Source organism: Bacillus sp. ISL-39 (assembly GCF_018613295.1).
In the GTDB taxonomy this organism is placed as follows: domain Bacteria; phylum Bacillota; class Bacilli; order Bacillales; family Cytobacillaceae; genus Mesobacillus.
Genome location: NZ_JAGGQM010000010.1, coordinates 83,281 through 96,148, shown reverse-complemented (window position 1 = coordinate 96,148; position 12,868 = coordinate 83,281). Strand labels below are relative to the sequence as shown.

Here is a 12,868-nt window from a genome sequence, read left to right as displayed (position 1 = left end):
TTTTGTGAAGAAACATAGGTCATCCAATCCTATTTTGTAGTCAATAGCAACAAAGTATGAGAAAAGAGCCTTTATTTTAATAAATCTGCGATTTCCTGCTCACCTGATTGCAAAGCGTGCATCCTCGCAGTCATACCCGAATAATCTGTTAGCCCGATCTCTGCACCTAGCTCTATCAGTAGTTTTACTTTGTCGGTTTCACCACTGAATATTGCGTAAGTCATTGCTGTATAACCCGAGCCCATTTCTTGATAGTTTGGATCTCCGCCCGCATCATACAGTATGTCGATCATTGAGACATTCCCTCTTTCAGCAGCAGTCATGAAAGGGGTCATGCCATAATCGGATTCGTAATTCGGATCGGCCTTTAAGTCCAACAGCAATTGAACCATCTCGACATTATCATCCATAACAGCCCAATCCAATGATGTGTACCCATTATAGTCTATTTGATGGATATCTTCCCCATTTTCTATCAAACTTTCAACCTTCTTCGGATTTCCATTGATAACAGCTTCTATTAAGGGAGGAACTTCTATAGCTTCATCATTTTCTGAAGAGAAAGTCGTATTCACCTTATTATAGAGGATGAGTCCACCAACCATGGCCAAACCAGTAAGCATAAATGAAGCAGCCACAAAAGCTATAAGCGCTTTTGAGTTTTTGGAAGGAACAATGACTGAATCTTTTCCACCAAAAAAGAGGCTGATTTCATTCATTCTTTTTGGAAGCGGTGGGTGCGTTGATAGGATCTCTGCAAGCCAGACCACCAATCCTTTTTCCTTATTGATTTGGTCAAGGTATTCAGTTTTGTTCACCCTTCTAAATAAAACTTTTCCGATGGCCAGCATGGTAAGCCCGTTTTTCGCAGCAGCAGGGTTTCCTATATAGAAAGCTGCATAGCGGTCACAAGTATACTCACAGGCACGCAAATACATTTCTGCAATTCCTGGTATCCACATGGATGGAAGGATAAACATCAATTTGCCTAGGTGATTCCGTTTTATATGGGCCAGTTCATGGGCAAGGACAAATTGAAGCTCTTCCTCAGCATTTTGTTCAATAAGTTCGAAAATCTCGGAGTAAACTACGACCATATTCCTGCCGAAAAAGCGCGTCGCAAAAGCGTTCATTATTCCGCCAGACTGCAGAACGTATATATCAGGGGTGCGTTTTATTCCCATTTTGATACACAGTTCTTCGACGGTTGAATGAATAAGCGGAAACTGATTTCCGCCTATTTTCACTGCATTGAGCCGTATCTGGCCAATCATCAAAGCATGAAGTACTAATGACATTATCAAGAATGCTGCAATTATCAATATCCCTGCAATGGATAAAGCAAACAGAATGTAAGAAGCAATACTTATACTTAATACAATCCAGAAATATTTATTCTCATTTTTATGTACCAGTTTTTTCTCGTTGAAGGTTCCCTCTGTCATTCCCGCTATCTCCTTAATCACAATTAAATAGATTATAGGAGATTTTTATTAATTGGAATAGATGTTTTTTATAGGAATATAACCCTTAATTTACCTGTTTTTCAAAGGGTCCTTTACAACAGACGGCCTTATTTGTCTTTAAAAAAGATGTTCCATTTTAAAATACTTTTTTTGCTGTTAGTTTCAGTATCTGCCTTTCTATTTTGATATTGGTCAATCAGTTCACTCAGTCGGTCAAGCTGAAATGCATAATCATAAATCGCAGAACCAATGATTGTGAGTCGAAGTCGATCATTCCGTTCGATGGACCTATCCTCGATGATAGTTTCAAGGAATAACCCGCTATTATTAAGAATATTGTCCCTATCAATTCCCCGGATTTTCCCCGAATATTTTAGGAGAATCATCTCATGGTATTGGATCAGTTGTTCGAATTGAGCATCAAATTCGTCTGTCTCATGCGGTTCAGGACGGCTTTGAAAAAAATGGTCCTCGACGATATCCAAAAGTCTCAAACCTTGATGAAGGCAGGCAAGCATTTGCTTGAACACTACCAGTTCCCTCACTTCAAGAGGTTTCACCTTTGATATTTTTTCTCTTTCCTCATCGAGTATTTTATAGAGATCTTCAAGCTTGGCTATGTCCTTTCTCAGCTGGCTCCATTGACCCTGAAAAGTTTTCTCTGTCAGTTCATTGGATATGGCTGTCCTGATCAGCAAGGACATGGTTCTAAAGCTATTATCCATTTTTTCGGTAAAATTCTTGTTGAAATTTGGAGGTGAGACGATTAGATTAACAAGGAAAGCAGACCCCATCCCAACAAGGACAATGACAAATTTGTTTGCTGCTGTTAAAATTCCGTTGAATTCATGTGAACTCATCATGATTAAAACAGTGATTAGTGTTAAGGATATTGAACTTTCCATTTTGAGCTTTAAGCTTATGATAATGACAATAACTGTAACTAACCCTATGACAATCGGGTTGTTTCCGAATAGATATATTGCTGCGATTGCTATGATCGCACCAAGCGTATTTGCCTGGAACTGCTCCAATACTTGTTTCCATGATCGATAAATCGATGGCTGAATCGTAAAGGTTGCTGCGATTGCAGCAAAGACCGGAGGCTCCAATCCAATCCATTTTGTTATGTATAAAGCGAGTGCAACGGCCACTCCTGTTTTTAAAACTCTTGGACCTAAAGTTATCATTTAAATCACTCACTCCCTAATGAGAACGCTTATATTTTAACATACCTTCCTTGTTGGAATAAAACATATATCAATTATACTTTTGATGAATCAAAGATTGGTTTTTTTAGAAGACAAAAAGATTAGCATTTCCTCAAGCGGGAAATAATATTCAAGCAGCTTTTTTAAAAAAGGTGGGGATAAGATGGTAATGCTGGATAAAAATCATGACCCGAGAATAAATGCTGAACTGATTGGACAATTATCAGGAAAAACTTTAAAAATACAGGAACTGGTTGAGGAGACAAACGAATTATTCGAAGAAGCAAGTGAGCATTACAAACCTTTAAAAATGAAAACAAATTCAGGTATTTCTTCTTTTTTCAGTAATTTCACTGCTAGTTTACGCAGAGTCATCCAGACAAAATCTGCTTTCGATAACGCTTTATCCTATGAAACCGTTGTTGATAAAAACGGCAATGTCTTTCCTGAATGGATGGAAAGATTGAATGAGCAGTATCAAACTTTACTCAAGGAAATTGATCGCGAGGTCAATATGGAGGATTTTGGTGCGCTTGGGGATGGAAAAACGGATTGTACAGAAGCTTTCAGAATGGCTCTTGGCAAAGGGCGGGTAAAAATATATATACCTGAAGGTGTTTATATCGTCAGAGAGATGAAACTCCCCTCCTTCACCTATCTGGTCGGTGCCGGAAAAGGAAAAACGGTTATCAAACTGCATGATTCCGCACCAAAAAGCAGAAGACTCATAACAAATAGAAACCACCGCACTGGGAATCGAAATTTATATGTGAAAGGATTGACTCTGGATTGGAATGTTGAACGTTTGGGGAAGGTCGAAAAAACCAGTACTTGGGGTAACCATTCCAGCTGTCTGCTTTATGCCAATGTAAAATATGGCTGGGTAAAGGATGTAGAAGGCGTTAACCCTGGACTTCACTGTTTTGATGTTTCTTCTCCTCAATATAATTATTATGGTGATGGTTATCGAGCCCGTGGAGGAAGTGAGTTTATCTGGCTCGATAACCTCAATGGCCATGGTTTCGGTGATGACGGAATTACAACTCACCATAGTGATAATATCTTCATTTCAAATTGCCATATGAGTGATCCAAGTGGCAAAACTCATAAAAAAGGATTTTCAAATTCAAACGGAATCGAGATAGATGATGGTTCGCGAAATGTCTGGCTATTGAACAACTCCTCCGCAAGATGCTTTGGCGGAATTGAAATCAAAGCCCACCATACGTCTTCTGCAGCCAATAATGTCGTCATCATAGGCCATCTCTCTGTAAATGACAATCGATCTTATAATTTCAGGCATATAGGCCACCACAAGGAAAATGATCCTGAATCAAAAACTGCTATCAACATACGAGCAGCAAATATCATATCATATAAACCGATTCATACTGGGTTATATGCAAACTCTTCACCAAGAGCAATGGTAGTGTCAGCTTATAAAAATGTGGCTGTGAACCAATTTACTGCTATTGGGGATCCTTCCTATGACTATGGTGGTGAACCTGCAATTGCCATTCAGTATCGTTCAAGAAATGTGGTTTTAAAAAATGTGGCAATAAGCGGCTTTTCAAATGCAGGCAGCGATATAAAGGTATTTGGAGGCAGCAACCACGCTGATAATGTTAGAATTCGAAATGTCCTTTCTAGACATTCGGCACCCAAAGCCATTCAAATAGGGAAAGGTGTCTCCATGGCTATAGTTGAAAAGGTCTTCGCTGAAGCTGTCAATGGACAGACTGTAGTGGAACTTGCAGAAAATCAAAATAAAGCCCTGGTAAAGGAAATTGACTCAAAAGGATTCAAAGAGGTAATTTGGGGAGGTTCTCCCAGAAATCAGACAACCGTTTAAATTATATGGCAAAAGGAAGCAGTTCAATCTGCTTCCTTGATTTATGAGAGCACCCATTTTTCAATTGCCTGTGCAACTCCGCTATTCTGATTAGTACCTGTTATATCATCCGCAGCTTCCTTTACTGTTTCCTGGGCATTGCCCATCGCGATTCCAAGACCCGCTTCAGTAATCATGGCAATGTCATTCAGACTATCTCCCACCGCCATTACATTGCCCATTGATATTCCCAATAGTTCGCAAACCTTCTGCAACCCCACAGCCTTATTGATGCCTAGGGCATTGACTTCGATATTTTTGAGGCTTGAATTGCTAATTTCGAATAAACCTTTATCTTGTAATTCTTTGAGTACACTTTCTCTTATTTCATCTTCTTCTATATGGAAGCCAAATTTAATCCATTCTTGGGAAAATATGTCCTCTGGCATATTATTCCTCCAGACGTTTTCACTGCTTGTCGCCCAAAACCCCGTCTTATGCTTTTGGGACAGTTCAAACATCCATTGGATATGCTCGGTATCCACCTTACTTCTTTGTACCAGTTCCCCATTCGGCCCCCATATCTCTCCGCCGTTAACCGTCACGAGATAAGAAGACAGTTTAAGGGATAATAAGTAATCCCTTGCTGTTTTGAGACTGCGGCCAGTACTGAGTACAACACGCACCCCTCTATTTTCGGCTTCTTTAATCGCTCGTCTATTATTCTCTGTAACCTCATGCCTGTCATCTAGAAGTGTTCCATCCATATCCAGTGCAATCAGTTTGATATCAGGCTTTTTATTAATCAAGATGAACCTCCTTTAGTTGCTTTTATCTTTTTTATTGAGACTATCAATGGCCTGCTTTACTGTAGCGAAGGTTTTGATGTTTGAAAAATCTACTCCACCCTCCACCGCAGCCTGCGCAAGCTCTGGTCTCATTCCAGTAGCAATTGAACTTACACCCAACAGCCGTAAAACATTGTGGATATCAAAAATGTGCTTGGCAATCGTTGCATCAATTGTAACGATTCCTGAAAAATCAATTATTAAAGACTGTACTTTTTGGTTTGCAACCAAAGGTATTGCCCTTTCCAATATCAATCTGGCACGGTCATGATCCAGTTTTCCTACTAAAGGGAGTACCGCTACGTTTTCTTGTACTGGTACGACTGGAGTGGATAGGATATCCACTTCAGCCTGGACTTCTTTCATCAATTTTGAGGTTTGCCTTTCAAATGCAAATACGGTTTCATTTATGCTAATATCAAGCATACTGTTCACTCTTTTATTGATCCAAATTAAATCTTCCATGTTAACGCCATGCCTCAGACTAATTTCCGCCATTTTATCGATAAAAACAACCCTCGTAGGAGGATACCTAAAAAGGATGTCAGAAATCCTGCCTCCTTTGGCTGCTTCCCGTTCTCCATTTTGTTTGCTCCATTCAAGAAGTCTCTTAGAAGTTGTTTCATCTTTATTCTTGATAGAGTCACCAAGAAAACTAAGATACTCCGTATATACTATGATTGCCTGGTCAACTTCCTGCTTTGGTATCTCCACACCAATCAGTTCAATTATGGAATTAACCATTTCCTTTGCGATGAATTCGGAATTTTGCTGAAGTTCATTTGCTACTGCTGAAGTTGGATTCACAAAGGTCACTTCCTTTTTCACTTAAGTTATTTCGTAATTATTGCGGATTTTACAAAAAAGATTATGAGTAATCCTGTATTAGCTGTTCAAAAATCCCTGGATAAGCTCGGTTGCAAGGAAATCTTTGTTTGGCACAGCAATTCGGCAATGGCCTATTTATTAATATTAGGATACATCTTTAACATAAATTAATCTTCTTTAAACCTGTTAAAACCTTCTTTAGTTATAAAAATGATCTTGTTGACCTAGGTATATAATACTCCTGGTGTATATGGAATCCAAACCAATGAGTGTTTCGTTCCATAACTCAATATTCCTTGGATATTCTCGTCAGTTCAAAAAACTCTTTCTCTGGTTTCATCCATTTCGTTCCTTTATCAGAAACGAAATAAATCCCTTCTTCCAAATCGTAGTATACTTCAACTGTTAAGCCGCCAAAATCAATTACGCTTTTCCCGGTATAATAAACCTGTTTTCGGTCTGCTTCCAAAGCTCCATTTATCATACTGATTACCTGTGGAATTGCTTGCTTATCCTTCATTTTGTAGCACTCGTCGCTACGGTCCGGCTGTTCGTTAATACAAATTTCTGAAACCTCCGCCTCGATCCATCTGTCAGAATTCAGTCCTTCTCTTTTATCAAAAATGACTTCTGTTTGATTAAGGTTCTTATAATAGGCCGCACTTATTGATAGTACCCAGGTTGTGTTATCTTTTTCCCAAAAAGAAGTAAATCCCGCTCCATCTTCTGTGTTAGTTTTGGAGGATTGTGACATAGTTAATCTCCATCCATTGTTTGGGAGTTCCTTCTCGTAAAACTGCTTGATTTCTTCCCACTGATCCCCTTCGGCTCTATAAATCGGACTGGCTGGCTTCAATTCACTATAAAGTGGAATATCTTCTGTCCGCTCTGGTATTATTGCAAGCCCGTCATATTTCTCTTCCTGTTTTATTTGAAAATAAAAAAGTCCGCCAAGAAATGATAAAATGATTAAAATTAATACACCCGGTTTCCAAAATTTCAAGTCGATCCCTCTTTGCCTTATTACTATATATTTTAGAATTAATTGCTGCTTGTCAAATAATCATCCAAGTCGAATGCCGAATCATTAACGCTGTTCAAGTCGATCCACACATGACTCAAAATCACTTTTTGCTTTTGCAGGGAAAGACAGCAACAAATTTACGAAAAGATCCCTACTTTATAATAATGTAAAAAATGGTAGAATTGAATACTCATTGGGTGCTTTATATTATATAAAAGATTATATTTAAAAAGGGCTGTTTTCGTAAAGATTGTTGTTAAAATCCTAAAGCCGATTTTAACGTATATAAAGCCATTTTTATGGTCGGTATTATGTATGCATGCTCTTTTCTCATTATAAAGAGTCAAATTTGCAAAGGAAAAAAGGTCATTCAATCTTATTTTGCTATCAATAGCAACAAAGTTTGAGAAATGAGCCTTATAAATAAAACTGTGGAGGGTTATGTATGTCGAATAGAAAAGATGGCAAAAACCGAAATGAAATCAAACCCGGCTCTAAAGTAAATATTGTCCTAAAAGCTGACCAGAAAACCGGTAAGCTCACTCCAGGAATCGTGAAAGATCTCCTCACTAAATCCAGCTCACATCCTCATGGCATTAAGGTCAGGCTGGAGGACGGACAGGTAGGCCGTGTAAAGGAAATACTGGAGTAAGACTTTACCTTGCCAATCCTGACTCGTATGGAGTTCCAGGCAAGGCTTCATAGACAATAAATTAAGCATTAAAGGGCAGTCCCTTTAATGCTTAATTAGTCTTTTCCTTTACTTTTTCAACAATCATTTTATTCAACCTCGGCGCCAACTGGAACATGATCGTTCCTATGATGGCAATCACCAAAATATAAATGCTGGCAAAGATCTTTAGCTCTCCGGTTGCCAGCGCAGCTATGATCACCGAGAATTCCCCTCTTTGTGTAAGGGATAGCCCTGCCTTCAATGAATCACTTCTTGAAAGGCCATACCATTGCCCTCCAATATAACCTACGATTAATTTATGGATCAGTGACCACAGAACGAGAACAATCAATAGTCCTAAATAAGGGATGTCGCTTGTCATTTCAATATGAAGGCCAAAATTCAGGAAGAAAAAGGGAAGAAAAATATTCCTTACTGGCAATGCAGCTTTTTCTATCTTGTCCTTAATTGAAAGCTCAGACAGCATCATTCCGGCAAGAAAAGCTCCGATAACCTCTGATAACCCAAGAAGCATCGCAATCCCGCCGTATGTTAACGCAATACCCGTAATCAACACAATAAAAATATCATCCTGGTCAATTTCTCTTAAAATAGACTCTGCCTTTTTGAAAACCACCCTGGCAAAGAACATGGCAACCCCCGCGAGAAGTACTATTTTCAAAATAATTAACAGAAAATCAATTAACGTAAAACCTTTCCCGGAGAGACCAATCAATACGGTTACAAGAATAGGAGCAATCAAATCCTCGAAAACCAGGATCAGGAGCATGAATTCGGATTCATTGTTTTCAGTCCTGTTTTTATCTTCAAGCAATTTCGCTGTGATAGAGGAACTGGTAGCGTAGACAATACCTCCGACAATTAATGATGAAACCCAATCCAGACCGAACAGCAGGGCTATTCCCGCAGTTACAAATATCCCAAGTACAGCATCCAGGAGGCCGCCTCTCCATACCTTCGCACTGTTCGAAACCAACCTGTTAACCGGGAATTTCAATCCTAGAATAAAGAACAACAGGACCAGACCGATCTCCCCTGCCACTTCAATTACCTTTGATTCTTTAATAACCAAGGATAAAACGAGGCCAAGCAAAATATATAATAATATATCCGGTATTTTTATTAATTTGATGCCGATTATACCAATCAAAAAAAGCACTAATAAAAAAAGTCCAATGACTAAAGTCAGATTCAACCCGCAACAACACCTTTTCAATTTTTTAAAGCAATAACCTGTCCTAATTACTACCCACTTTCCATGAAATCAACACTAGAAAATTAAATTCAGAAGGGCCTTTCTTTTAATTTGTCAGAAAAGCTGTGGTAAAATTAGTTATAAAAGTCATATGGAAGAATCTATTAAGGGGGAAGAAATGAACAGCATTCCAGAACAAGCCCTTGTTCAGCAGCAGCATAAGGGCATCACGAAGACTAAACTCGCAAAGAGAATTTTTTTCATCATTTTCGGTGCTGTCCTGATGGGCGTTGGAATTGAAGAATTCCTGGTCCCCAATAAAATTCTTGATGGCGGTATTGTCGGTATCTCAATCATCCTCTCACATCTAACGGGCTGGCGCCTCGGCCTCTTTATATTTATCCTGAACATCCCTTTCTTTTTCATTGGCTATAAACAAATTGGCAAAACATTTGCGCTATCAACCGTATTGGGGATCACTGTTTTATCTTTAACGACCAGCTTCCTCCATGATTGGCCTGTTTTTACAGAAGATTTACTCCTGGCTACTGTTTTCGGAGGAATCGTTCTCGGTGCTGGAGTAGGAATCGTCATTCGGTACGGCGGTTCTTTGGACGGTACGGAAATACTTGCGATTCTGGCAAACAGAAGACTGCCATTTTCAGTCGGGGAAGTAATCATGTTCTTTAACATCTTCATCTTTGGTACCGCAGGCTTTGTCTTTGGTTGGGACCGGGCAATGTATTCCATCCTTGCCTATTTCATTGCCTTTAAAACGATTGATATAGTCATCGCAGGACTCGATGAATCAAAAGCAGCCTGGATTATTAGTGAACAGCACAAGGAAATCGGTGATGCAATCATGGCTCGTCTTGGCAGGGGAGTCACATATTTGACTGGCGAGGGAGCATATACAGGTGATGACAAGAAAGTCATCTTTTGTGTTATCACTCGTCTTGAGGAAGCGAAATTGAAATCCATTGTCGAAGAATTGGATGAGTCAGCGTTTCTTGCTGTAGGCAATATTGCAGAAGTGCGTGGCGGCAGGTTTAAAAAACGGAATATACACTAGAATACAGCGAATAAAAAAAGCTCAGAAATCTGAGCTTTTTGTTTTCAAACAGGTCTTTTAAGCTTGCTGATCAATTGGATCAGTCAGTTAAAAGGGTTGAAATAAAATGACATTTCCAAGCTCAATAAGGAGCTACTAATGAATACACATTAGTATCATAGGAAAGTCCGCCTTGAATCATATAACTCCTCAGAACCCCTTCTTTTTGAAAACCGAGTTTTAGGAGCAATTCATTCGAATTTTTATTTTCAAGAAATACAACGGCCCCAATCCTTAATAATCCCATTTCTTTCAACCCATACTCTATAGCCATCCTGATCGCTTCCTTAGCAAGGCCTTGACCCCAATACTCTTGGTTAAGCTCATAGCCAATCTCTGCTCTTCTATGTTTTGATGACACGGCATGAAAACCCACAGTACCTATGAGGGTTTTTTGGTTTTTTAATTGAATGCCCCATCTTATCCCTTTATTTTCAATAAAGCCTGCCTTGAAAGAATGAACCAGACCTCGTGCTTCTTCAATATTATCAACCGGTTCTGATCCATAATGCTTCATAACTTCAGCGTTCGAAAAATTGATAAATAAATCCTCAGCATCCTCTTCTGTAATTCCCCTAAGAATGAGCCGATCTGTTTCTAAAATTGGAAATTTCATATGTCCCCCAAATTAAATAAAATGATCTTTTTTATTTCTATATCAGATACAAAAAATCCTTCAAAGAAAGCCGCCCTATTTGGGCGGCTCTACTCAATCTTCCGCAGGTGCGGCGTCAACAGCAATTTGATAGGCATCCAGCAAATGCGACTTTTCAATGTCGCTATCCAGGCCAACGAGATATTGTTCGCCACCCTGCTCTTCTACTTTCATTAACATTGTTCCTTCTTCATCCCTAAGCATCGCGTAAGATTCTCCGTTCATATCAAATAACGCTTCTACTTCGAATTGTCTTTCCCTGCCCCTATCATCTGTTACAGTCACCAGGTCCCTGATTGAATCATTCTCCATAACTGCTTCACCTCCAAATATCGTCATTATATCTTCCCCTTCCTTGCCGGAAATATGATTCTTCCAAAGAAGGGCATCGCAAATCGAAATACTTAATGAATTTTAAATAAACTTTTAAATTCACTTCTTTATTTTCATCTATATAATATTTTTTAACACACTGTTTTTTGGAGGCGGCGTTTTTGAAGTCAGCAGGAATTATCTTTGGCTCAATCATTGTTTCATTTGCATTCAACCTTTTCCTGATCCCCCACGGAATCATGAGCAGCGGGATTAGCGGTCTATCCATCATTTTATCAATGCTCACATCTATCAATACTGGCGTTTACAATTTCCTTTTAAACTTCCCCCTGCTAGTTTTAGGATATTTAAAACTGGGACGGAATTTCATCTTTTATACGATTCTTTCCGTCATCACAATTTCTATCGCTCTTTATGTTATACCGGTGTTTAAGCTTGCAGAGGATCCGATATTATCCTCGATTTTTGGCGGTGCGATCGTTGGTTTGGGGATAGGGATAATCTTCCGTTCATCAGGATCTTCGGGCGGCTTCGATATTATCGGGATGCTTCTGGCAAGACGCAAAGACTTCCCTATGGGAACACTATTGTTCGCGATGAATTCAGTCGTTATCTTATTATCAGGTTTTTTGTTTAGCTGGGATGCAGCTTTGAATACGCTTGTTTCCATTTTTGTCCTTGGCAAAGTGATCGATAAGGTACATACACATCACGTTAAGCTAACTTTGATGATCATCACTAGAAAAGGGGAGGAAGTAAAGCAGCATCTACTTGGAAATGTTTATCGTGGTGTAACGGTGATGGACTCTGTTGGAGGTTTTTCGAATGAGAGGAGCAACGTCATCATTACAGTCATATCCCGTTATGAACTTACAGAAGTTAAAACACTAATAGAAGAAATAGATCCAGAAGCATTTGTCAATATCACTGAAACCCTGGAAGTGATGGGGCTATTTCATAAAAAGCAGCATTAATGACATTCAAGAAGCTGGAAATACAGCTTCTTGGTGCTTTCCGAATTTTTATAGGGAAATTTCTCTTGAATTTTTCACAGATTCATCGTATAATAATTGAGTCGCTGTAATTAGTGAATGATCATGTATTTACTTTCTCAATTTATAACTTTAATTCGATTCACTTTCTAATACTTCATCTTAATTCTAATCATGTCCCAGTAGCTCAGCATCGACGAATTCGCATCTTTGAAATTGCTTCAGCGTACTCATCGAGATGCCTCTTGGTTTACTTTCTGAGATGAGGACGGGATATAACACTAATCGATTCACTTTCTAATACTTCATCTTAATTCTAATCATGTCCCAGTAGCTCAGCAGGATAGAGCAACAGTTTCCTAAACTGTAGGTCGGGAGTTCGAATCTCTTCTGGGACGCTTAAAACCTTGATTTTGAATCAAGGTTTTTTTATTTTTCGCAAGATGTTTCATTCCCCCTCTTTGCATCTTTCTTCTTCCTGAGAAATGCGAAATGAAGCCGAAATATACCTCTTCGAAGGATTATTTAATGACACTACTCATAGCCCCCTTTTAATAGAATTTACTACTTTAAATTTTGGTGAAAATGGCCAAAAAAAGTTAGTTCAATGGAACTAATTACATTTTTAATACGTCTATTATATTTGAAGCTCAATCTTATTCTATTAATATACCAATATT

At 38.8% G+C, this 12,868-nt stretch carries 12 protein-coding genes and 1 tRNA gene; 5 read left to right on the top strand and 8 right to left on the bottom strand.

From position 1 onward, the window contains the following. Positions 1-71: 71 nt before the first annotated feature. Entirely contained in the window at positions 72-1,445 is a 1,374-nt protein-coding gene (locus J7E37_RS10080) for a M48 family metallopeptidase (RefSeq protein WP_215023789.1), read from the bottom strand. A 128-nt stretch (positions 1,446-1,573) separates the two neighbouring features. Continuing rightward, positions 1,574-2,656 (bottom strand): FUSC family protein, encoded by a 1,083-nt coding sequence (locus J7E37_RS10075; RefSeq protein WP_251009596.1) that lies wholly within the window; start codon positions 2,654-2,656, stop codon positions 1,574-1,576. A 184-nt stretch (positions 2,657-2,840) separates the two neighbouring features. Here J7E37_RS10075 and J7E37_RS10070 point away from each other — a divergent pair, with 184 nt between their 5' ends. Beyond that, positions 2,841-4,529 carry a glycosyl hydrolase family 28-related protein gene (locus J7E37_RS10070; protein WP_215023787.1) on the top strand — a complete coding sequence of 563 codons (1,689 nt, stop codon included), beginning with the start codon at positions 2,841-2,843 and terminating at the stop codon, positions 4,527-4,529. A gap of 41 nt (positions 4,530-4,570) precedes the next feature. Here the strand turns inward: J7E37_RS10070 and J7E37_RS10065 are convergent, their stop codons facing one another. The 3 genes from J7E37_RS10065 to J7E37_RS10055 all read right to left on the bottom strand — a co-directional run bounded on the left by J7E37_RS10065 (position 4,571) and on the right by J7E37_RS10055 (position 7,187). Beyond that, positions 4,571-5,320, bottom strand: coding sequence for a Cof-type HAD-IIB family hydrolase (locus tag J7E37_RS10065; RefSeq protein ID WP_214779375.1), 750 nt, complete (start codon positions 5,318-5,320; stop codon positions 4,571-4,573). 9 nt (positions 5,321-5,329) lie between these two features. Then, positions 5,330-6,163: an STAS domain-containing protein gene (locus J7E37_RS22480; protein WP_353050005.1), complete on the bottom strand. Its 834-nt coding sequence runs from the start codon at positions 6,161-6,163 to the stop codon at positions 5,330-5,332. Positions 6,164-6,470: 307 nt separating this feature from the next. Next, positions 6,471-7,187, bottom strand: coding sequence for a hypothetical protein (locus tag J7E37_RS10055; protein ID WP_215023785.1), 717 nt, complete (start codon positions 7,185-7,187; stop codon positions 6,471-6,473). A gap of 466 nt (positions 7,188-7,653) precedes the next feature. Here J7E37_RS10055 and J7E37_RS10050 point away from each other — a divergent pair, with 466 nt between their 5' ends. Beyond that, a complete protein-coding gene (locus J7E37_RS10050; protein WP_214779260.1) occupies positions 7,654-7,860 on the top strand; it encodes a YwbE family protein in 207 nt (68 codons plus the stop codon). Positions 7,861-7,951: 91 nt separating this feature from the next. Here the strand turns inward: J7E37_RS10050 and J7E37_RS10045 are convergent, their stop codons facing one another. Next, positions 7,952-9,097, bottom strand: a complete 1,146-nt coding sequence (locus J7E37_RS10045) for a cation:proton antiporter (RefSeq protein ID WP_214779262.1) — start codon at positions 9,095-9,097, stop codon at positions 7,952-7,954. A gap of 178 nt (positions 9,098-9,275) precedes the next feature. On the opposite strand from J7E37_RS10045, the gene J7E37_RS10040 reads away from it, so the two are divergent. Continuing rightward, entirely contained in the window at positions 9,276-10,169 is an 894-nt protein-coding gene (locus J7E37_RS10040) for a YitT family protein (RefSeq protein WP_214779264.1), read from the top strand. Positions 10,170-10,290: 121 nt separating this feature from the next. Here the strand turns inward: J7E37_RS10040 and J7E37_RS10035 are convergent, their stop codons facing one another. After that, a complete protein-coding gene (locus J7E37_RS10035; protein WP_214779266.1) occupies positions 10,291-10,824 on the bottom strand; it encodes a GNAT family N-acetyltransferase in 534 nt (177 codons plus the stop codon). A gap of 93 nt (positions 10,825-10,917) precedes the next feature. Then, on the bottom strand, positions 10,918-11,202 hold the full coding sequence (locus J7E37_RS10030) for a DUF1292 domain-containing protein (protein ID WP_251009595.1): 285 nt from the start codon (positions 11,200-11,202) through the stop codon (positions 10,918-10,920). A gap of 155 nt (positions 11,203-11,357) precedes the next feature. Between J7E37_RS10030 and J7E37_RS10025 the strand changes: the two genes are divergently transcribed. Both J7E37_RS10025 and J7E37_RS10020 read left to right on the top strand, forming a co-directional pair. Continuing rightward, positions 11,358-12,170: a YitT family protein gene (locus J7E37_RS10025; protein WP_214779268.1), complete on the top strand. Its 813-nt coding sequence runs from the start codon at positions 11,358-11,360 to the stop codon at positions 12,168-12,170. Positions 12,171-12,512: 342 nt separating this feature from the next. After that, positions 12,513-12,586 (top strand) — tRNA-Arg (locus tag J7E37_RS10020). Positions 12,587-12,868: the final 282 nt, after the last annotated feature.

Bases quoted from the DNA above. Each gene is read 5' to 3' on its own strand.
- J7E37_RS10080 (WP_215023789.1), bottom strand. From the start codon at position 1,445: ATGACAGAGGGAACCTTCAACGAGAAAAAACTGGTACATAAAAATGAG.
- J7E37_RS10075 (WP_251009596.1), bottom strand. From the start codon at position 2,656: ATGATAACTTTAGGTCCAAGAGTTTTAAAAACAGGAGTGGCCGTTGCA.
- J7E37_RS10070 (WP_215023787.1), top strand. From the start codon at position 2,841: ATGGTAATGCTGGATAAAAATCATGACCCGAGAATAAATGCTGAACTG.
- J7E37_RS10050 (WP_214779260.1), top strand. From the start codon at position 7,654: ATGTCGAATAGAAAAGATGGCAAAAACCGAAATGAAATCAAACCCGGC.
- J7E37_RS10040 (WP_214779264.1), top strand. From the start codon at position 9,276: ATGAACAGCATTCCAGAACAAGCCCTTGTTCAGCAGCAGCATAAGGGC.
- J7E37_RS10035 (WP_214779266.1), bottom strand. From the start codon at position 10,824: ATGAAATTTCCAATTTTAGAAACAGATCGGCTCATTCTTAGGGGAATT.
- J7E37_RS10030 (WP_251009595.1), bottom strand. From the start codon at position 11,202: ATGACGATATTTGGAGGTGAAGCAGTTATGGAGAATGATTCAATCAGG.